Below are 19,890 nucleotides of genomic sequence, written 5' to 3' on the forward strand. Positions count from 1 at the left end.
GTTCGTTTTCTGCCTCGACCGCGGGTGTGAACTTTGGACGCAGGGGATCGCAACGGATGTGGCTTCTGGACAAGTTGCTGCGCGGGGTCATCCGCGAAGGCCGGTTGACGATTGTCGACCATGATGGCCGCACCCACGAATTCGGCAGCGGCGAAAGCCCCCCGGTGGTCATCCGGTTCACCCGCCCCGGAACCGCCATGCGGATCGTCCGCAATCCGCAGCTCGGCGCCGGCGAGGCCTGGATGGACGGCCATCTCATCGTCGATCCGCCCCACGATATCCGCGATATGGTCATGCTGGTCATGGGCAATGCCGCGCGGGCTGGCGGGCTCGAAACCCCAAGCCGCTGGCGCCGCCTGCTCGACAAGGCGCTGTGGCGGCTCGACCAGGCCAACGATCGCCGCCGCGCCAGCCGCAATGCCCGGCACCACTATGATCTCACCCGCCAGTTCTACGAGCTGTTCCTCGACGAAGACCGCCAATACACCATGGCCTACTGGCGCAGCCCCGACGAACCGCTGGAACAGGCCCAGCAGGACAAGAAGGCGCTGATCGCGGCCAAGCTGCACCTCGAACCGGGCAAGGCCGCCGCCATGCGGGTGCTCGATATCGGCTGCGGCTGGGGCGGCCTCGCGCTCTACCTCAACCGGCACTATGGCTGCGAAGTGCTGGGCATCAGCCTCGCGCCCGACCAGGTGCGCTTCGCCAACGAACGTGCCGAGGCGGCGGGCGTGGCCGGCAAGGTCCGCTTCGAACTGGTCGACTACCGCGACGTGACCGGAACCTTCGACCGGATCACCAGCGTTGGCATGATCGAGCACGTCGGCGCCGGCAATTTTGCCGAATACTTTGCCAAGACCCGCGCGCTCCTCGCCGACGAGGGCATCATGCTCACCCACACCATCGGCCGCACCGGGCGCCCCGGCCGCACAGATGCCTGGACCCGCAAGCACATCTTCCCCGGCGGCTACATCCCGGCGATGAGCGAGCTGGTCGGCGCCATCGAGGACACCGGCTGGCAGCTTGGCGATGTCGAGATCCTGCGCTTCCACTACGCGCTCACCCTTCAGGAATGGTATCGGCGCACCACGCTCCACGCCGAGCAGATCGCCCGGCTCTACGACGAGCGGCTGGTCCGCAAGTGGCAGTTCTACCTGGCCGGCGCCGAACAGGCCTTCCGCTTCGAGGACATGGTCAACTTCCACCTGCAAACGGTGAAGCACCAGTCCGCCCTGCCGATGACCCGCGACTATATCGCCGCCGAAGCCGCCCGGCTGATGGCCAGCGAGCCGGTGCCCGAATGGCACCTGGCGCAAGCCGCGGAATAGGCTGCCCGGCGCCTCGCCGCGAAAACCCCTTCGCCAGCCCAAAGGTTGCGAAACTACCCCCCGCCTGATAGGCGCGCGCGCAATTGCCCATCGCCTGCGCGGAGCCAGAAATCCCATGTCCGATATCAAGAAGGTCGTCCTCGCCTATTCCGGTGGCCTCGACACCTCGGTGATCCTCAAGTGGCTCCAGGTGACCTACAATTGCGAGGTCGTAACCTTCACCGCCGATCTCGGCCAGGGTGAGGAACTGGAGCCGGCCCGCGCCAAGGCCAAGCTGATGGGCCTGCCCGACAGCAACATCTACATCGATGATCTGCGTGAGGAATTCGTGCGTGATTTCGTCTTCCCGATGATGCGCGCCAATGCCCGCTATGAAGGCGATTACCTGCTCGGCACCTCGATCGCCCGCCCGCTCATCTCCAAGCGCCTGATCGAGATCGCGCACGAAACCGGCGCCGATGCGGTCGCCCACGGCGCCACCGGCAAGGGCAACGACCAGGTCCGCTTCGAACTGTCGGCCTATGCGCTCGATCCCAACATCAAGGTCATCGCCCCCTGGCGCGAATGGGAGCTGACCAGCCGCACCGCCCTGATCGCCTGGGCCGAACAGCACCAGATCCCGGTGCCCAAGGACAAGCGCGGCGAAAGCCCGTTCAGCACCGATGCAAACCTGTTGCACACCTCGTCCGAGGGCAAGGTGCTGGAAGATCCGTGGGAGGAAACCCCGGACTACGTCTACTCGCGCACCGACAACCCGGAAAACGCGCCCGACCAGCCCGAATACATCACCATCGATTTCGAGCGCGGCGATGGCGTTGCCCTGAACGGGATCGCCATGTCCCCCGCCACGCTTTTGGCCGCGCTCAACGACCTGGGCCGCAAGCATGGCATCGGCCGGCTTGATCTCGTCGAGAACCGCTTCGTCGGCATGAAGAGCCGCGGGATGTATGAAACCCCCGGCGGCGAGATCTATGCTCGCGCCCACCGGGGCATCGAGCAGATCACGCTCGATCGCGGCGCGGCCCACCTCAAGGATGAGCTCATGCCCAAGTATGCCGAGCTCATCTACAACGGCTTCTGGTTCGCGCCCGAGCGCGAGATGCTCCAGGCCGCGATCGACCTTTCCCAGGAAAAGGTCGCCGGCACGGTGCGGCTCAAGCTCTACAAGGGCCAGGCCTCGGTGGTTGGCCGCAAGTCGCCCAACTCGCTCTACTCCGAACGCCACGTCACCTTCGAGGACGATGCCGGCGCCTATGACCAGAAGGATGCGGCCGGCTTCATCAAGCTGAACGCGCTCCGCCTGCGCCTGCTGGCCCAGCGGGATCGCTAGAACCCCGTTTCCGGAGCGGTTCGGACACTTGTCCACCGCTCCGGCGCACTTATCCACCGGTGCATCGGGCGCCTGTGGGTAATTGCATCTGAAACTTCTTGCGCGACTCGGTTCCCGGGCGCAGCCTGTGCTCATCGAACGACGCGGATCAATGCAGGCAAGCGAACCGAGCGAGCCTCACAAGCCCCTGCAAGTCCACGCAATTCGAGCCGACGGTACAGGAACCGCGGGCCTATCGGACAACCCGCCGGCCAGGCTGGAAACGGCAAGGCAAGGCGAACCGCAGATAGCCGCAGAACCCACCGCCGGATGAACGTTCCCGCAGGCTCCATGCCTGCCGCGTGGTCGCCCCGCACCGCCCGCAACGGCGGTGAGGTGAAGGTCGCAAGGCTGGGCAGGGACAGCAGGCGGGAACGGTCACGGAACCGCCGGGCGGCGGGCGACGGTGGCGGACATGATCAACCGATCAGGCGTCCTGTCATCCCAGCCCCCGCCTGACGGGACCGAACGCCAGGCCAAAAGCGGCGGGAGGCCACTGGCCGTCCTTCGGACGGGCCGGCACCCATCTCCACGCAAGTCGGCCAACCGGCTCCCGGCGGCGGCGCACGGTCGTCGTTCGGGGTGGCTTCGGCCGAGGAATGGGGAAGGCGGCGCTACGAGGCGCTGGTCGAAACCGATCCCTTCCGCAGCCACCGGCATTCGCGGCAAGGTGCCCCCCGGCGCCGGGCTGCGTAGCGTCGCACGCCGGCACAGGACGACGGGCACGAATGGGGCTGACGGCAACGTCAGCCCCATTTTTCGTTCCGGCTGGCTTACTGTTCGGGGCAGCCCCGAGGCCGCGCCCTACTTCGCCAGCTGCCCACGCACCGCGCCGGCCGGGAATTCGGCGGTATGGACGTTGACATAGTAGCCGGCGGGATTGGCGACGATCGGATCGAGCTTCTCCTTGTCGACGGCGAGACATTCGTCGCTGTCCTTGCCGGTGACGTCGAGGGTGAGAATCGGCGGGCCACTGGCCCCGGCCGCGCCCGCATGGAGGTGGGCCATGGTCGGCTTGCCGATCTTTTCGGCCCATAGCGAATAGCAGAAATCGTTGGTTCCGGGATCGACGGTAACCGTGAAGCCGCCGGTGCCGTCGGGCTTGCCGGGAGGCGTTTCGGCCGGGCCAGTGAGCGTGGCGGACAGCTTGATCGGCGCGGCCAGGGCAGGCCCGGCGGCAAACAGACCGGCGAGCAGGGCCAGGGGGGAAGCGGCAACAATCGCGTTTCGGATCATGGACATCTCTCCTCGCGGGGAACCGGCCCCGGGATCGCGCGCCCCGGCGACTGCCCTTGGCGCCAAGCCTATACCCGCCGCCCGGCCCCGGCAAGGCAGGCCGCGCCCACGCCCGGACCGCCGCGCCCGCCCGGCACGACTAACGGTTTAACCATGACCATTGCCGAGCTTCGCGGGGCAAAGCGTAAACCCTGAGCTGTGAGACTTCCTTCACTCAGGGAGCCCGCCGGGTTCCCGTCAACCCGCGCCACACCGCACCGCGACACATTGCACCGCGACTGGGGCGCCGCATCTTGAAGGGGGCTTTACCGATGCGTAACTCGCCGTTCACCGGGTCCGAGCCCGGCCACGTTCCGGGCTCGGGACTGATCCGCGCCCTGGCCGGCGCCGCGCTTGCCACCAGCGCCTTCGCCGCCGCGGCGCTGGCCGCCGCGCTGGCTGCGCCCACCGAGGCCCGCGCCGAGACCGCGGGCCAGCACTTCGGCCCGGCCGCCAGCATGGACGAGCGCGCCGACTTCGCCGCCCACCCGGATCGGCTGCCGGCCATGACCCTGCCGGTCGCCGCCAGCCGCGCGCCGGTCGCCCAGTTCCGGGTCGAGGCCGACGATGGCACCGTTTCCACGATCTATCACCTGCGTGACTACGACCTCAGGCTCGAGGCCGGAACCGTGTTCTATCGCACCGCCGCCGTACCCGGCCAGCCGAGCAATCCGGGGCTGCTGCGCGGGCGGGTGATGAGCCGGGTGGTGACCCGCTTCTGATCCGACGCCGGCTGCCGCGCCGGCCATTCCTCCCTCTCCCGGGTGCCTTCCCCTTGCCCGGGGTTCCCCGGCCCGCGCCCATCAACCCCACGCGGCGCGGGCTGGGGCCTTGGCTGCCAGGCTCTTGCCCGGCGGCGGCCCGGCTCTTCCCGCCTGAGCGAGGGGCAGTTTGGAATCAGCGCGCCAGCAGCGGCTTCAGGTAGGCGCCGGTGAACGACCGCGGGTTCTTCGCCACCTGTTCCGGCGTGCCTTCCGCGACGACCTCGCCGCCGCGCACGCCGCCTTCGGGGCCGAGGTCGAGGATCCAGTCGGCGGTCTTTATCACGTCGAGGTTGTGTTCGATCACGACGACCGAGTTGCCCTGATCGACCAGGCGGTGGAGGACTTCGAGGAGTTTGCGAACGTCCTCGAAGTGGAGGCCGGTGGTGGGTTCGTCGAGGATATAAAGCGTTTGGCCGGTGGAGCGGCGGGCGAGTTCCTTGGCGAGTTTGACGCGCTGGGCTTCGCCGCCCGAGAGCGTGGTGGCCTGCTGGCCGACCTTGACGTAGCCCAGGCCCACTTCATTGAGCATATGCATCCGGTCGCGGATCGGGGGGACGGCCTTGAAGAACTCCTCCGCGTCCTCGATCGTCATGTCCAGCACGTCGGCGATGGAGTGGCCCTTGAACTTCACCTCCAGGGTTTCGCGGTTGTAGCGCTTGCCGCTGCATTCCTCGCAGGTGACATAAACGTCCGGCAGGAAGTGCATCTCGATCTTGATCAGGCCGTCGCCCTGACACACTTCGCAGCGGCCGCCCTTGACGTTGAAGGAGAAGCGGCCCGGCTTGTAGCCGCGGGCCTGGCTTTCGGGCAGGCCGGCGAACCAATCGCGGATCAGGGTGAAGGCGCCAGTATAGGTCGCGGGGTTGGAGCGCGGCGTGCGGCCGATGGGCGACTGGTCAATCTCGATCACCTTGTCGCAGTGCTGGAGGCCGGTGATGCGATCGTGTGGGCCGGCGACGACGCGGGCGCCGTTGAGCACGCGGGCGGCGCCGGCGTGAAGCGTGTCGAGCGTGAAGGAGCTCTTGCCCGAGCCGGAGACGCCGGTGACGCAGGTGAAGGTGCCGAGCGGGAGGCTGGCGGTGATGCCCCTGAGGTTGTTGGCGCGGGCATTTTCGACCGTGATCTTGTGGCCGTTGCCCTTCCGGCGCTCTTGCGGAACCTCGATGCGGCGGCGGCCGGAAAGGTATTGGCCGGTGAGGCTGTCCTCGCTGTCGAGAATGTCCTGCAAGGTGCCCTGGGCCACGATCTCGCCGCCGTGGACGCCGGCGCCGGGGCCGAGATCGACCACATGATCGGCGGTGCGGATCGCATCCTCATCATGCTCCACCACGATGACCGTGTTGCCGAGATCGCGCAGGCGGCGCAGCGTTGCCAACAGCATATCGTTGTCGCGCTGGTGGAGGCCGATGGAGGGTTCATCGAGCACGTAGAGCACGCCGGAGAGGCCCGAACCGATCTGGCTGGCGAGGCGGATGCGCTGGCTTTCGCCGCCCGACAGGGTGCCCGAGGTGCGGTTGAGGTTGAGGTAATCGAGGCCGACGTTGTTGAGGAAGCCGAGGCGCTCGTCGATCTCCTTGAGGATGGCGCGGGCGATCTGGTTCTGCTGGTCGGTGAGGCGGGCGGGCAGATCGGCGAACCAGCCGAGCGCGGCGACGACCGAGAAGCGGGTGACGGTGGACACGTCTTCCCCCGCAACCTTCACGCTGAGGGCTTCGGGCTTGAGGCGCTTGCCGTCGCACACCTCGCAGGGCTGCGCGGTCTGGAACTTGGCCAGCTCCTCGCGCATCCAGGCGCTTTCGGTTTGCAGGAGGCGGCGGGTGAGATTGCCGATCACGCCCTCGAAGGCCTTGTGGACCGTGTAGCTCTTGCGCCCGTCCTTGAAGGTGAGCGCGACGGGCTTGCCGCCGGTGCCGTGGAGAATGATCAGGCGGACTTCGCCGGGCAGGTCCTGCCAGGGCGTTTCCAGGCTGAAGCCGAATTCGGCGGCGAGGCTGGAAAGGACCTGCATATAATAAGGGCTGGGTGGGTTGCTCTTGGCCCAGGGGACCACCGCGCCCTGCTTGAGGGAGAGCGCATCGTTGGGAACGACGAGCTGGGGGTCGAACAGCAGCTTTTCGCCCAGGCCGTCGCAGGCCGGGCAGGCGCCTTGCGGGGCGTTGAAGCTGAACAGGCGCGGCTCCACGCTCTCGATGGTGAAGCCGCTGACCGGGCAGGCAAACTTTTCGGAAAAGACAATGCGGTTGGCGGGCAGGCCGGCGCCCTTGAGCTGCGTGCCGGTGCTCTCCTCCTCGCGCCCCGGAACCGGGCCATCGGCCAGATCGACATAGGCGAGCCCTTCCGCCAGTTTCAGCGCCTGTTCGAAACTGTCCGCCAGACGGGTCTGGATGCCGTCCTTCACGGCAATGCGATCGACCACCACCTCGATGTCGTGCTTGAACTTCTTGTCGAGTGCTGGGGCGTCCTCGATGGCATACAACTCACCATCGATGCGGACGCGGGTGTAGCCGGCCTTCTGCCATTCGGCGAGCTCGCGGCGGTATTCGCCCTTGCGGCCGCGGACCACCGGGGCCAGCAGGTAGGCGCGAGTGCCCTCGGGCAGGGCCATGACCCTGTCGACCATCTGGCTCACGGTCTGCGCGGAAATCGGCAGGCCGGTGGCCGGCGAATAGGGCACGCCGACCCTTGCCCACAAGAGGCGCATATAGTCGTAGATCTCGGTGACCGTGGCCACGGTGGAGCGCGGGTTGCGGCTGGTGGTCTTCTGTTCGATCGAGATGGCCGGCGAGAGCCCGTCGATATGCTCGACATCGGGCTTCTGCATCATCTCGAGGAACTGGCGCGCATAGGCCGAGAGCGATTCGACGTAGCGGCGCTGGCCTTCGGCATAGATCGTATCGAAGGCGAGGCTCGACTTGCCCGAGCCGGACAGGCCGGTGATGACGATCAGGCTATCGCGCGGCAGCTCGACATCGAAGCCCTTGAGGTTGTGCTCGCGCGCGCCGCGCACGGTGATCTTCGAAAGCGACATAGCGCGGCGGTGTTCCACATCTGTTCGGGTGAGGCAAGACCGGACGGCCATGCTGCTCGGGACCATGTGGGGAATGGCGACGGCGGGCGCAAGGCGCACCTTGGGCCAGTATCCGGCGCCCCGGGGTGGACAGGCGGCGGGCAGCGGTTCCCATCCCGCCGGGAAGGGGGTGGGAGTTGGGGGTTGGCCTTTGCGAAAGGGCGCTCAGCCGGTCAGCATGGCCCAGGTTTGCGGGCCGACCACGCCATCGGCCGGGAGGCCGGCCGCGCGCTGGCGGGCGGTGACGGCGGCCTGGGTGGCGGGGCCGAACAGGCCGTCGGCCGAAAGCCCGAGCAGGCGCTGGAGCTGGCGGACAGCCTCGCCGGTGGCTCCATGACGGAGGGTGGGACGCTGGTCTGCGCCTTCGGCGAGGAAGCGGGCATGAGCCTCGGCGATCCTCGTATCGTAAGCATGGGCCGCATAGGCCGGGCCGTTGTAGGCGCGGGCGAAGACCGGCCAGTCGGCCCGGGCGAGGGCATCGGCAAGACCCTGGGCACGGATGAAGGCGACAAAGGCCCGGAGCTGGGCGGCGTGGCCCGAGACCATGGCGGCGACGAAGCTTTCGACATCGCGAAAGCCGGCGGCGGCATGATTGAAGCCCATGATCTGGAACGCGCCCCAGCTTGCCGCCTTGAGCGCGGCCAGTCGATCGAGCGCGAGGGCTTCTCCCAGCCGGTCATATTCGCGCGCGCCCCCCAGATATCCGCCGGGCTGTCGGGCGGACACGGCCGGGTGGCTATCGTCGAAGGCATGGCCGGTGAAGGCGGAGAACTTGTGGCGTTCGAACAGGATGCGCGGGCGGCCATCGGCGAGGAACCCGCCCCGGCTTTCCACCGCGACCACGGCGCGCACAGCGGCGGCGGTGCAACCCAGCGCGGCGGCGGCGGCGGCGAAGTCGGTCGGGGTGAGCGGGGCGGGATTGCCGGTGAATTCGGCGGCGGGCGGGCTGGCGGTCATGCGCGCGTCTCCTGGGATGGGGAGATTCGCGGATATCCGCATGGGCACGTTGTAGGAAAGTGTATTAACCCATTTGGAGATACCGCAAATCGCTCGACTAGGCTGGAGTGCGTCCCTAGGCTGGCCGGGACAGCGGACGAACAACCGCAAGGTCGCCACGAGCGGCCGGGGCTGAGGGGATGATGGCAATGACACAGACCGAAATGAGCGAGCCGGCGGCGCCCCTGGGCAAGGGCAAGGCGCTGCTGGTGCTGGGCGGGGTGGTCCTGGCCATTGCCGGGTTCATCGCCCTGGGCGCGGGGCTGGGCCTGCACAAGATCCACGGCGGCCTCCTGTTCATCACCTACTGGACCGGGATCCGCAATGCCGATCCGGCCGCCTTCGGCCCCAGCCTGGCCGGAAGCCTGGGCGGCGTGGCCATGGCAGCCGGCCTGCTCTACGGCATCCAGGCGGGCGGCGTAGGGGTGGCGCTGTGGGCCGTGGTCATGCTGGCGGCGATGTATGCGCTGATCCTGGGCCGGCTGGCCGGGCTGGTGAACATGGCCATGATGCTGTTCCTGACGATCGGCACGATCCCGGTCATGCAGGCGTGGGACGAACTGGCCGGCATGGCGCTGTCGACGCTCTATGCCGGCGTGCTGTGCGGCGCGGGGCTATGGCTGGTGCGGCGCCGGGCCGCGCGGGCCGCGCCCGAGGCCGGCTGACCGGGCTACCGAGCCGCGCGGTGGCGGGGCGTTAACCGCTTTACGCTAGACCGGCCAACCGTCCCCCATCGGGACGGGCTGGAATCGGACGGTGCGCCCGGCGCGCACCCCGGCTACGCGCCAAGCGCGTGCCCGGACGATGGGCTGGCGAAAGGCTGCGGTGACTTCAATTCTGTTCCTGACCGGCGACCTGCCCCCGCGCGAGTTCCATGCGCGGCTGGGGCGGCGCGTGCGCGGGGTGGGCGCGCGGCGCGGCGCACGGCACCGGGGGCGGCGGATCGCCATGCTGGCGGCGGCCGTGGCCGTGCCGGCGCTGGCCGCGCCGCAGGGCTGGAACGGGGCGCTGCCGGCCTTCGCCATCGGCGATGCCACGGCCAACGCGGCCGAGATCCGGCCGATGCCCTTCGAGCAGGCCGGCGCCAGCTTTCCGGGTTCGGCCTTCTATTACCTGGCCGCCCAGCCCGCTCCATCGCCCGCGCTTGACAGCGCGGCCCACTGGGACAGCGAGGAGGCCGTTGGCCCGGCCGCGCAGAGCCTTCCGGCGGCCGGCACGGCCATGGACCGCACCCGGGCGCTGACCTGCCTGACCCAGGCGATCTACTACGAGGCGGCGAGCGAGCCCGATGCCGGCCAGCGCGCCGTGGCCCAGGTGGTGCTCAACCGCGTGGCCCATCCCGCCTTCCCCAAGACCGTGTGCGGCGTGGTCTACCAGGGTTCGGAGCGATCGACCGGGTGCCAGTTCAGCTTCACCTGCGACGGGGCGCTGGCCCGGGTGCCGAGCCGGCTGTTCTGGGAGCGAGCGCAGAACGTGGCCCGGGCGGCGCTGTCGGGACAGGTCTATGCGCCGGTCGGGCTGGCGACCCATTACCACACCATCGCCATCCACCCCTATTGGGCCGACAGCCTCGCCTTCCTCGGCACGATCGGGGCGCACCGGTTCTATCGCCTCGGCGGCCCGGCAGGCGCTTCGGGGATGTTCAGCGCGGCGGCCTATCGCGGCGGCGAGCCGGCGGCCGCGCCCTTGCCGCGCGTGGCCGGCCCGGCCCCGGCTGACCTCGCGCTCGATCCGGTGGCGATCGAGCGGGCCTATGCCGAAGGCTTCCACGCGCCCCAGGCCAACGCGCTGGCGCCGGTTGCCGCCCGTGCCCCTGCCCCCGCCCCTGCCCCCGCGTATGCGCCGGAGCTGGCGCAGCGCGGTGGGGACCGGCTCTATGCCGCCAATGCCCTGCCCCAGGGTTCGGCGGTGCGGCCCGAATATGCCCGCTCGGGCCAGTGGATCGCGCAGCCGGCGAACTAGGGGCGCGGGCGGCAATTCCCCCGACACGGCAGAAGCCTCGGAAAGTTAAGCTTTCTCAACCATCTCGTGACACCAAGCCTTAGCGGGCCGGTGGCAGAAGGAGCCGGTCAGCCGCCGAGAGGAAGCCCCGCGATGTCCATCCATTTTGCCGCGTCGCGCCGTCCGGCCCGTTCCGGGCTGGCCCGCTGTCTCTCGCGCCCGGCCTGGGTGGCCGCGCACAACGACAACGGCGCCGACGAGACCGCCGCCCGGATCGACACGCCGCTGCTGCGCGCCACGCTGGAGCATTTCGCCGCCCACGGGCTTGCCGCCGCGGGCCAGGCCTACGATAAGGCGAACGCGGCCCTGGCCGCGGGCGATGCGGCTGGGCAGCACCACTGGATGGCCGTTTGCCGGATGCTCGACCGGCGGCTTCCGGCGCGTCGGCGGCGCTGAGCGGACCACCCCCGCGAACCATTCCGCTATTGCGAACTGTTATCAAAGATAGTCGGAAAGCGCGCGCTTTTCCCGGTTGCAACTTCCTGCGCCCACGCCTAGGGCACTCGCGTTCATTTGGGCCTCTGCCCGCTCGCGCGGGACCAGGGCAGGCTGGCCTGACCGCGAGAATCCGCCCGCGTCACGGAAGGTAGTTCATGGCTCGCAAGAAGATCGCCCTCATCGGCGCCGGCAACATCGGCGGCACCCTGGCCCATCTCGCCGCCCAGAAGGAACTTGGCGACATCGTCCTGTTCGACGTGGTCGAAGGCGTGCCCCAGGGCAAGGCGCTTGACCTCGCGCAGTGCGGCCCGGTCGAAGGCTTCGATGCCTCGATCGTGGGCACCAACGATTACAAGGACATCGCCGGGGCCGACGTGATCATCGTCACCGCCGGCGTGCCGCGCAAGCCGGGCATGAGCCGCGACGATCTGCTGGGCATCAACCTCAAGGTCATGAAGGCCGTGGGCGAAGGCATCCGCGACAATGCGCCGAACGCCTTCGTGATCTGCATCACCAACCCGCTCGATGCGATGGTCTGGGCGCTGCGCGAATTCTCCGGCCTGCCGGCGAACAAGGTGGTCGGCATGGCCGGCGTGCTTGATTCGGCGCGCTTCTCCACCTTCCTTGCCTGGGAATTCGGCGTCTCGATCCGCGACGTGAACACCTTCGTGCTCGGCGGCCACGGCGACACCATGGTGCCGGTGGTCGAATATTCGACCGTCAACGGCATCCCGGTGCCCGACCTCATCAAGATGGGCCTGTCCACCAAGGAGCGGATGGACGAGATCGTCGCCCGCACCCGCAACGGCGGCGGCGAGATCGTCGGCCTGCTCAAGACCGGCTCGGCCTTCTATGCCCCGGCCGCCTCGGGCATCGCCATGGCCGAAGCCTATCTGAATGACCAGAAGCGCATCCTGCCCTGTGCCGCCTTCGTTTCGGGCGAGTATGGCGTGAGCGATCTCTATGTCGGCGTGCCGGTGCTGATCGGCGCTGGCGGCGTGGAGAAGGTGATCGAGATCGAGATCGACGCCGAAGCCAAGGCCGGCTTGCAGGTCTCGGTCGACGCGGTCAAGGAACTGCTGGTCGCCTGCAAGGCCATCGACGGCTCGCTGGGCTGAGCCTTACCGCCTGATCCTTTCGGCATTCCTCGCCAGGAGCGAATCCCATGTCCATTCTCGTCAACAAGCACACCAAGGTCATCACCCAGGGGATGACCGGCAAGACCGGTTCCTTCCACACCCAGGCCGCGCTCGACTACGGCACCCAGATGGTGGCCGGCGTGACCCCGGGCAAGGGCGGCACCGAGTTCATCGGCCTGCCCCAGTTCGACACCGTCGCCGAGGCCAAGGCCGCGACCGGCGCCACCGCCTCGTGCATCTACGTGCCGCCGGCCGGCTGCGCCGACGCCATCCTTGAAGCCATCGACGCCGGGATCGAGCTGATCGTGGCGATCACCGAAGGCGTTCCGGTGCTGGACATGGTCCGCGTCAAGCGCGCGCTGTCGGGCACCAAGAGCCGCCTGATCGGGCCGAACTGCCCGGGCGTGCTGACGCCGGGCGAGTGCAAGATCGGCATCATGCCGGGCAACATCTTCAAGAAGGGTTCGGTCGGCGTCGTCAGCCGTTCGGGCACCCTCACCTACGAAGCCGTGTTCCAGACCTCGAACATCGGCCTTGGCCAGACCACCGCAGTCGGCATCGGCGGCGACCCGGTCAACGGCACCAACTTCATCGACGTGCTGGAACTGTTTCTGGCGGATGACGACACCAAGTCGATCATCATGATCGGCGAGATCGGTGGCTCGGCCGAAGAAGAAGCCGCGCAGTTCCTCAAGGACGAGGCCAAGCGCGGGCGCAAGAAGCCGATGGCCGGCTTCATCGCGGGCCGCACGGCGCCTCCGGGCCGCCGCATGGGCCATGCCGGCGCCATCGTCTCGGGCGGCCAGGGCGGCGCCGAGGACAAGATCGCGGCGATGGAAGAGGCCGGGATCCGCGTCTCCTCCAGCCCGTCGCTGCTGGGCGAAACGCTCGCCGAAGCACTCAAGGAACGCGTCTGATCCCGCGCCCGGTCGCGCTGCTCCGGGCCATATCGGCCGGGATCGTGCGAACCGGGCGTCGCGGACGCCATACGATGGAAATACAAAGGGCGCGGGAGGATGGCACTAACCATCCCGCGCCTAGGGTGGGGAACGACCGGAGGGCCAAGTCCCTTCCGGCAGGCATGACACGCGTCGGCAGCCCCTGACTGGAGCCAGCGGGGCCACTGGCGCGCGAGATTCACCGAATGCCCGGACCGCCGGGCGAAGGATGATTGCGATGGGCCAGGAAATGCACGACTTTCTCCCCGATGCCGGACAGGACGCGCCGCAGGCCGGCCCGAGCTGGTCGCGTGGCACCTGGCCGCGCGTGGGCGGGGATGCCGAGGACGAGCTGACCCAGGCGCTCGACCCGCTGGCCATGCGCGAAGCGATTCGCAAGGCCGCGAAGCAGGCCGCCGCCCCCGCGCTTGACGAGGCCGCGCTCGAAGGCGCCGCCGCCGACGCGATCCGCGCCATGCTGCTGATCCGCACCTACCGGGTGCGCGGGCACCTGGCCGCGAACCTCGATCCGCTGGGCCTGGCCCGGCAGGACATCCCGGCTGACCTGTCACCCGAATACCACGGCTTCACCCAGGCCGACCTTGATCGCAAGGTCTACCTTGGCGGCACCCTGGGCCTCCAGTGGGGCACGGTGCGCCAGGTGGTCGACATCCTGCGCCGCAACTACTGCGGCAAGGTCGGCTTCGAATATATGCACATCGCCGACGTGGAGGAGCGCCGCTTCATCCAGGACCGGATCGAGGGCGGCGACAAGTCGATCGACTTCACCCCCAACGGCAAGAAGGCGATCCTCGCCGCCGTGGTGCGCGGCGAGCAGTACGAGAAGTTCCTCGGCAAGAAGTACGTGGGCACCAAGCGCTTCGGGCTTGATGGCGGCGAGTCGATGATCCCCGCGCTGGAGGCGGTGATCAAGTATGGCGGCCAGCGCGGCGTGAAGGAGATCGTCTACGGCATGGCCCACCGCGGCCGGCTCAACGTGCTCGCCAACGTTCTGGGCAAGCCCTACAAGGTGATCTTCCACGAATTCTCCGGCGGCAGCGCCAACCCCGACGACGTGGGCGGTTCGGGCGACGTGAAGTATCACCTCGGCACCAGTTCGGACCGCGAGTTCGACGGGATCAAGGTCCACATGAGCCTGATGCCCAACCCCAGCCACCTCGAAACGGTGGACCCGGTGGTGCTGGGCAAGGTGCGCGCCTACCAGCAGTTCCACGACGACATCGGGCCGGGCAAGCACAAGCAGGTCCTGCCGGTGCTGATCCACGGCGACGCGGCCTTCGCCGGCCAGGGCATCGTGTGGGAATGCTTCGGCTTTTCCGGCGTGCGCGGCTACAACACCGGCGGCTGCATCCACTTCGTCATCAACAACCAGATCGGCTTCACCACCAGCCCGCAGTTCTCGCGCGGCTCGCCCTATCCCTCGGACGTCGCCAAGGGCGTCCAGGCGCCGATCATCCACGTCAACGGCGATGATCCCGAAGCCGTGACCTTCGCCTGCAAGCTGGCGGTCGACTACCGGCAGACCTTCGGGCGCGACGTGGTGGTCGATATGTGGTGCTATCGCCGCTTCGGCCACAACGAGGGCGACGAGCCGGGCTTCACCCAGCCGCTGATGTACGCCAAGATCCGCCAGCACCCGCCGGTGAGCGCGATCTATGCCGACCGGCTCAAGGCCGACGGCGTGATCGACGGCGCCTTCCTCGGCCAGGTGGAAAGCGGCTTCATCGGCCTGCTCGACGATCACTTCGCCGCCGCCAAGGACTACAAGCCCAATGAGGCCGACTGGTTCGGCGGCCGCTGGAGCGGGTTCAACAAGCCGGCCGATCCCGAGACCGCGCGGCGCAACGTGCCCACCGGCATCGAGCAGAAGCTGTTCGACAGCCTCGGCCGCACGCTGACCACGGTCCCCGAAGGGCTGACGGTCCACAAGACCCTGACCCGCGTGCTCGATGCCAAGCGCGAGATGTTCGCGTCTGGCGAAGGCTTCGACTGGGCAACCGGCGAGGCGCTGGCCTTCGGCGCCCTGCTTTCCGAAGGCTATGCGGTGCGCCTGTCGGGCCAGGATTCGGGGCGCGGCACCTTCTCGCAGCGCCACGCGGTGTGGGTAGACCAGACCGACGAGCACAAGTACGTGCCGCTCACCACGGTCCCTCACGGCCGGTTCGAGGTGCATGACAGCCCGCTGTCCGAATATGGCGTGCTCGGCTTCGAATACGGCTATGCCAGCGCCGATCCGAAAACGCTGGTGCTGTGGGAAGCGCAGTTCGGCGATTTCGCCAACGGCGCCCAGATCATGATCGACCAGTACGTGGCCTCGTCGGAATCGAAGTGGCTGCGTGCCAATGGCCTCGTCATGCTGCTGCCCCACGGCTACGAGGGCCAGGGACCGGAGCACTCCTCGGCGCGGCTGGAGCGCTATCTCCAGCTCTGCGCGCAGGACAATATGCAGGTGTGCAACATCACCACGCCGGCCAACTATTTCCACGTGCTGCGCCGGCAGATGCACCGTCCGTTCCGCAAGCCGCTGATCGTGATGACTCCCAAGAGCCTGCTGCGCCACCCGCTGGCCAAGTCGGCGGCGAAGGACTTCGTGGGCGAGGGCCACTTCATGCGGATCCTGTCCGACATGAAGCCGATCGCCGACAAGGAGACCAAGCGGCTGGTGCTGTGTTCGGGCAAGGTCGCCTACGACCTGTTCGAGGCGCGCGATGCGGCCGAGATCACCGATACCCAGATCGTCCGGCTGGAGCAGCTCTATCCCTTCCCGGGCGAGCCACTGGCCGCCCGCGTGGCGCGGATGACCAATCTGGAAGAGGTGGTCTGGTGCCAGGAAGAGCCGCAGAACAACGGCAGCTGGTTCTTCGTCGAACCGATGATCGAGGAAGCGCTCGCCGCCGCCCGGTGCAAGGTGGGCCGCGCCCGCTATGCCGGCCGCAGTGCCAGCGCCTCGCCGGCCACGGGCCTCGCCAAGCGCCACCAGGCCGAACAGGCCGCCCTGATCAGCCATGCGCTGGGACTTTCGGTTCGCGGAGAGATCCGCCGCAAGAAGAACGGTTGAGGTAAGCGATGACCATCGAAGTGAAGGTCCCCACGCTCGGGGAATCCGTGACCGAGGCCACCATCGGCCAGTGGCTCAAGCAGCCGGGTGAGCCGGTGAAGCTGGACGAGCCGATCGCCAGCCTCGAGACCGACAAGGTCGCGATCGAGGTCAATGCCCCGGCTGCCGGGGTCATGGGCCAGCAACTGGTCGCCGAAGGGGCCAATGTCTCGGTCGGCGCGCTGCTCACCACGATCGAGGAAGGCGCGGGCGGCGCCGCGGCGGCCCCTGCTGCTCCGGCGGCGGCTCCGGCTGCTGTTGCGGCCCCTGCTTCGGCCGCGCCCCCCGCTCCGGCCGCCGCTCCGGCGGAAGGCGGCGATGCCATCGCGCTGTCGCCGGCCGTGCGCCGGGCGATCCTTGAATACGGGATCGATCCCTCGACCGTGAAGGGCACCGGCAAGGACGGCCGCCTGACCAAGGAGGACGTGATCGCCGCCGCCCAGGCCAAGGCCGCCAGTCCGGCCCCGGCGGTTTCCGCCCCGGCGGCGGCCCCTGTTGCCACCGGCGAGCGCCGCGAGGAGCGGGTCAAGATGACCCGCCTGCGCCAGACCATCGCCAAGCGCCTCAAGAGCGCGCAGGAAACGGCGGCCCTGCTCACCACCTTCAACGACTGTGACATGAGCGCGGTGATCAACGCGCGCGATACCTTCAAGGATGCGTTCGAGAAGAAGCACGGCGTCAAGCTCGGCTTCATGAGCTTCTTCGCCAAGGCCGCCGTGCTCGCTCTCAAGGACCTGCCGGCGGTCAACGCCCAGATGCAGGGCGATGAGATCGTCTACTTCGACTATGTCGACCTGTCGGTGGCGGTCTCGGCGCCCAACGGCCTGGTCGTGCCGGTGGTCCGCGATGTCGACACGCTTTCCTTCGCAGGGATCGAGAAGGCCATCGTCGCGCTGGGCAAGAAGGCGCGCGAAGGCACGCTGACCATGGAAGACATGAAGGGCGGCACCTTCACCATCTCCAACGGCGGCGTGTTCGGCGGCCTGATGTCCACCCCGATCATCAACCCGCCGCAGTCGGCCGTGCTTGGCCTCCACCGCATCGAGGATCGCCCGGTGGTCCGCAATGGCGAGATCGTGATCCGCCCGATGATGTACCTGGCCCTGTCCTACGATCACCGGATCATCGACGGGCGCGAGGCGGTGACCGCGCTGAAGACGATCAAGGAAGCAATCGAGGATCCGACCCGCCTGCTGATCGACCTGTGAGGCCGGTGCGATGAGCCAAAGCATGATCTGGACCGCCCGCTACGCCGATGCGCCGGCCTTGGCGCGGCTGCGCGCCGATCCCGATTCGATCGGCCAGTTCCTCGTCGGCACCGACCTCGACGAGGCGCTGCTCGATGCGCCGGCCAACGTCCACAATGTCGCGATCCCCTTCGATCTCGACGACCAGTGGCAGGCGATCCATTTCCTCCTGACCGGCGCGGCCGAGGCGACCGCCGATCCGCTGTCGATCATCGTCGGCCGGTTCGAGAAGATCGGCCGCGACCAGGGCTTCGGCCCGGCGTGGATCATCCCGGCCGAGCGGATCCTCGCCGCCGATGCCGCCTTGGCCGAGCTGGACGACGATACCCTGCGCGAACGCTATGATCCCAAGGCAATGGTGAAGGCCAACGTCTATGGCGCCAGGCTGCTGGCCGAGGATGGCCCCGGCGGGCTGGACTTCGTGATGGACGACGTTGAGCGGCTGCGCTCGTTCCTTGCCGAAGGCGCCGCGCGCGGGCTTGCCGCGCTGGCCATGATCAACTGACAACCCTGCGGAAACCCGAGAGAGCCATGGCTGACCAGACCTACGACTACGACGTCCTTGTCATCGGTGCCGGTCCCGGCGGCTATGTCGCCGCGATCCGCGCGGCGCAGCTGGGGCTGAAGGTGGCCTGCGCGGAAAGTCGCGAGACTCTTGGCGGAACCTGCCTCAACGTCGGCTGCATTCCGTCGAAGGCCATGCTCCACGCCTCGGAATATTTCGACGCGGCGGCCAGCGGCGCCATGGCGAAGCTGGGCGTGAAGGTGACCCCGGAGCTGGACCTTGAAGCCATGCACGGCCAGCGCCGCGAATCGGTCAAGGGGCTGACCGGCGGGATCGCCTTCCTGTTCAAGAAGAACAAGGTCGATTGGCTCAAGGGCCGCGCCAGCTTCGTCGATGCCCATACGGTCGACGTCGCCGGCAAGCCGGTGACCGCCCGGAACGTGGTGATCGCCACCGGCTCGTCGGTCACCCCGCTGCCGGGCGTGACGATCGACCAGAAGGTGGTGGTCGACAGCACCGGCGCGCTCGAACTGCCGCAAGTGCCCAAGCGGCTGGTGGTGATCGGCGGCGGCGTGATCGGGCTGGAGCTGGGCTCGGTCTGGCGGCGGCTGGGGGCCGAGGTGACGGTGGTCGAATTCCTCGACCAGCTGCTGCCCGGCATGGACGGCGATGTCCGCAAGGAAGCCGGCAAGATCTTCAAGAAGCAGGGCATGGCCCTGAAGCTGGGCACCAAGGTCACCGGCGTTTCGGTCAAGGGCAAGCAGGCGACCGTCACCATCGAGCCGGCCGCCGGCGGCACGGCGGAAACGCTGGAGGCCGATGTCGTCCTCGTCTCGATCGGGCGCCGCCCGAATGTCGATGGCCTGGGCCTTGAGAAGATCGGGCTGGAACTGAACGCGCGCGGGCAGATCGAGACCGACCACGATTTCGCCACCAAGGTTCCCGGCGTCTGGGCGGTGGGCGACGTGATCCCCGGCCCGATGCTGGCCCACAAGGCCGAGGACGAAGGCATTGCCGTGGCCGAGAACATCGCCGGCCTGACGGGAATCGTGAACCACGCGGTCATCCCCGGCGTGGTCTATACCCAGCCCGAATTCGCCGGCGTTGGCCTGACCGAGGAAGCCGCGCGCGAAGGCGGGCGGGCGGTCAAGGTCGGCAAGTTCCCGATGCTGGCCAACAGCCGCGCCAAGACCAACCACGAGGGCGACGGCTTCGTGAAGGTCATCGCCGATGCCGAGACCGACCGGGTGCTGGGCGTGTGGTGCATCGCCAGCGTGGCCGGTACGATGATCGCCCAGGCCGCCCAGGCCATGGAATTCGGCGCCACCAGCGAAGACATCGCCTATACCTGCCACGCTCACCCGACTCATTCGGAAGCGATCAAGGAAGCGGCGATGGCCGTGCGCGGCCTTCCGATTCACATCTGACGCCGATCACGCCCGCTCTGCCCCCGATTGGCGGGGAGAGCGGGCGGAGCGGCGGGAATCACCCCGCCGTGGTGTCGACCACTTCGGCACCGGGGCCGTTCTTGAGAATCGATTCGATCGCGTTCTTCGCGCTGGCCTTGGACTTGTAGCCCTCGGTCCAGAAGATGGTCTCGGCGTTGTGGCAGAAATAGGCGACGAACTCGCCGGCCTTGTTCTGACGGATTTCGAAACGGTGTGCCATGAACTGGTCCCTTCGGTTGCCGCGACCCCGAGGCGAA

Annotated in this window: 16 protein-coding genes; 12 read left to right on the top strand and 4 right to left on the bottom strand. The window is 68.1% G+C overall.

All coding sequences use genetic code 11. The features are described 5' to 3' along the window. The first annotated feature begins 56 nt into the window (after positions 1-56). Together ACFOD9_RS02535 and ACFOD9_RS02540 are read left to right on the top strand one after the other, a co-directional pair. Positions 57-1,328 (top strand): class I SAM-dependent methyltransferase, encoded by a 1,272-nt coding sequence (locus ACFOD9_RS02535; RefSeq protein ID WP_379508515.1) that lies wholly within the window; start codon positions 57-59, stop codon positions 1,326-1,328. A 115-nt stretch (positions 1,329-1,443) separates the two neighbouring features. Then, complete coding sequence (locus tag ACFOD9_RS02540; RefSeq protein ID WP_379508516.1) at positions 1,444-2,658, top strand: argininosuccinate synthase; 1,215 nt, start codon at positions 1,444-1,446, stop codon at positions 2,656-2,658. 843 nt (positions 2,659-3,501) lie between these two features. Here ACFOD9_RS02540 and ACFOD9_RS02545 read toward each other — a convergent pair. Next, complete coding sequence (locus ACFOD9_RS02545) at positions 3,502-3,933, bottom strand: CHRD domain-containing protein (RefSeq protein ID WP_379508517.1); 432 nt, start codon at positions 3,931-3,933, stop codon at positions 3,502-3,504. Between the two features lie 311 nt (positions 3,934-4,244). Between ACFOD9_RS02545 and ACFOD9_RS02550 the strand changes: the two genes are divergently transcribed. After that, on the top strand, positions 4,245-4,694 hold the full coding sequence (locus tag ACFOD9_RS02550; protein ID WP_379508518.1) for a hypothetical protein: 450 nt from the start codon (positions 4,245-4,247) through the stop codon (positions 4,692-4,694). Between the two features lie 175 nt (positions 4,695-4,869). Here ACFOD9_RS02550 and uvrA read toward each other — a convergent pair whose 3' ends face one another. Next, positions 4,870-7,764, bottom strand: a complete 2,895-nt coding sequence (gene uvrA / locus ACFOD9_RS02555) for an excinuclease ABC subunit UvrA (protein ID WP_379508519.1) — start codon at positions 7,762-7,764, stop codon at positions 4,870-4,872. Positions 7,765-7,968: 204 nt separating this feature from the next. After that, a complete protein-coding gene (locus ACFOD9_RS02560; protein WP_379508520.1) occupies positions 7,969-8,760 on the bottom strand; it encodes an N-acetylmuramidase domain-containing protein in 792 nt (263 codons plus the stop codon). Between the two features lie 188 nt (positions 8,761-8,948). Here ACFOD9_RS02560 and ACFOD9_RS02565 point away from each other — a divergent pair, with 188 nt between their 5' ends. The 9 genes from ACFOD9_RS02565 (at position 8,949) to lpdA (ending at position 19,612) form a co-directional block, all read left to right on the top strand. Further along, positions 8,949-9,464: a hypothetical protein gene (locus tag ACFOD9_RS02565; RefSeq protein ID WP_379508521.1), complete on the top strand. Its 516-nt coding sequence runs from the start codon at positions 8,949-8,951 to the stop codon at positions 9,462-9,464. Between the two features lie 160 nt (positions 9,465-9,624). Next, positions 9,625-10,761 carry a cell wall hydrolase gene (locus ACFOD9_RS02570; protein ID WP_379508522.1) on the top strand — a complete coding sequence of 379 codons (1,137 nt, stop codon included), beginning with the start codon at positions 9,625-9,627 and terminating at the stop codon, positions 10,759-10,761. Between the two features lie 132 nt (positions 10,762-10,893). Beyond that, positions 10,894-11,196 (top strand): hypothetical protein, encoded by a 303-nt coding sequence (locus ACFOD9_RS02575; RefSeq protein WP_379508523.1) that lies wholly within the window; start codon positions 10,894-10,896, stop codon positions 11,194-11,196. Between the two features lie 197 nt (positions 11,197-11,393). Then, on the top strand, positions 11,394-12,356 hold the full coding sequence (mdh, locus tag ACFOD9_RS02580) for a malate dehydrogenase (protein WP_379508524.1): 963 nt from the start codon (positions 11,394-11,396) through the stop codon (positions 12,354-12,356). 47 nt (positions 12,357-12,403) lie between these two features. Then, positions 12,404-13,294, top strand: coding sequence for a succinate--CoA ligase subunit alpha (gene sucD, locus ACFOD9_RS02585; protein ID WP_379508525.1), 891 nt, complete (start codon positions 12,404-12,406; stop codon positions 13,292-13,294). 259 nt (positions 13,295-13,553) lie between these two features. Then, entirely contained in the window at positions 13,554-16,394 is a 2,841-nt protein-coding gene (locus ACFOD9_RS02590; RefSeq protein ID WP_379508526.1) for a 2-oxoglutarate dehydrogenase E1 component, read from the top strand. An 8-nt stretch (positions 16,395-16,402) separates the two neighbouring features. Further along, positions 16,403-17,641, top strand: a complete 1,239-nt coding sequence (gene odhB, locus ACFOD9_RS02595; protein WP_379508527.1) for a 2-oxoglutarate dehydrogenase complex dihydrolipoyllysine-residue succinyltransferase — start codon at positions 16,403-16,405, stop codon at positions 17,639-17,641. A 22-nt stretch (positions 17,642-17,663) separates the two neighbouring features. Continuing rightward, positions 17,664-18,185 (top strand): DUF1877 family protein, encoded by a 522-nt coding sequence (locus tag ACFOD9_RS02600; RefSeq protein ID WP_379508528.1) that lies wholly within the window; start codon positions 17,664-17,666, stop codon positions 18,183-18,185. A 26-nt stretch (positions 18,186-18,211) separates the two neighbouring features. After that, entirely contained in the window at positions 18,212-19,612 is a 1,401-nt protein-coding gene (lpdA, locus tag ACFOD9_RS02605; protein WP_379508529.1) for a dihydrolipoyl dehydrogenase, read from the top strand. A 58-nt stretch (positions 19,613-19,670) separates the two neighbouring features. On the opposite strand, the gene ACFOD9_RS02610 is transcribed toward lpdA, so the two are convergent. Then, complete coding sequence (locus ACFOD9_RS02610; RefSeq protein WP_379508530.1) at positions 19,671-19,853, bottom strand: YegP family protein; 183 nt, start codon at positions 19,851-19,853, stop codon at positions 19,671-19,673. Between the last annotated feature and the right edge of the window lie 37 nt (positions 19,854-19,890).

Origin of the sequence: Novosphingobium bradum (assembly GCF_042646485.1) — a bacterium.
In the GTDB taxonomy this organism is placed as follows: Bacteria; Pseudomonadota; Alphaproteobacteria; order Sphingomonadales; family Sphingomonadaceae; genus Novosphingobium; species Novosphingobium bradum.

What these genes read in the sequence shown, in the direction of transcription:
- ACFOD9_RS02535 (WP_379508515.1), top strand. Translation starts at nt 57, where the DNA reads ATGTGGCTTCTGGACAAGTTGCTGCGCGGGGTCATCCGCGAAGGCCGG.
- ACFOD9_RS02540 (WP_379508516.1), top strand. Translation starts at nt 1,444, where the DNA reads ATGTCCGATATCAAGAAGGTCGTCCTCGCCTATTCCGGTGGCCTCGAC.
- ACFOD9_RS02545 (WP_379508517.1), bottom strand. Translation starts at nt 3,933, where the DNA reads ATGATCCGAAACGCGATTGTTGCCGCTTCCCCCCTGGCCCTGCTCGCC.
- ACFOD9_RS02550 (WP_379508518.1), top strand. Translation starts at nt 4,245, where the DNA reads ATGCGTAACTCGCCGTTCACCGGGTCCGAGCCCGGCCACGTTCCGGGC.
- uvrA (WP_379508519.1), bottom strand. Translation starts at nt 7,764, where the DNA reads ATGTCGCTTTCGAAGATCACCGTGCGCGGCGCGCGCGAGCACAACCTC.
- ACFOD9_RS02560 (WP_379508520.1), bottom strand. Translation starts at nt 8,760, where the DNA reads ATGACCGCCAGCCCGCCCGCCGCCGAATTCACCGGCAATCCCGCCCCG.
- ACFOD9_RS02565 (WP_379508521.1), top strand. Translation starts at nt 8,949, where the DNA reads ATGACACAGACCGAAATGAGCGAGCCGGCGGCGCCCCTGGGCAAGGGC.
- ACFOD9_RS02575 (WP_379508523.1), top strand. Translation starts at nt 10,894, where the DNA reads ATGTCCATCCATTTTGCCGCGTCGCGCCGTCCGGCCCGTTCCGGGCTG.
- mdh (WP_379508524.1), top strand. Translation starts at nt 11,394, where the DNA reads ATGGCTCGCAAGAAGATCGCCCTCATCGGCGCCGGCAACATCGGCGGC.
- sucD (WP_379508525.1), top strand. Translation starts at nt 12,404, where the DNA reads ATGTCCATTCTCGTCAACAAGCACACCAAGGTCATCACCCAGGGGATG.
- ACFOD9_RS02590 (WP_379508526.1), top strand. Translation starts at nt 13,554, where the DNA reads ATGGGCCAGGAAATGCACGACTTTCTCCCCGATGCCGGACAGGACGCG.
- odhB (WP_379508527.1), top strand. Translation starts at nt 16,403, where the DNA reads ATGACCATCGAAGTGAAGGTCCCCACGCTCGGGGAATCCGTGACCGAG.
- ACFOD9_RS02600 (WP_379508528.1), top strand. Translation starts at nt 17,664, where the DNA reads ATGATCTGGACCGCCCGCTACGCCGATGCGCCGGCCTTGGCGCGGCTG.
- lpdA (WP_379508529.1), top strand. Translation starts at nt 18,212, where the DNA reads ATGGCTGACCAGACCTACGACTACGACGTCCTTGTCATCGGTGCCGGT.
- ACFOD9_RS02610 (WP_379508530.1), bottom strand. Translation starts at nt 19,853, where the DNA reads ATGGCACACCGTTTCGAAATCCGTCAGAACAAGGCCGGCGAGTTCGTC.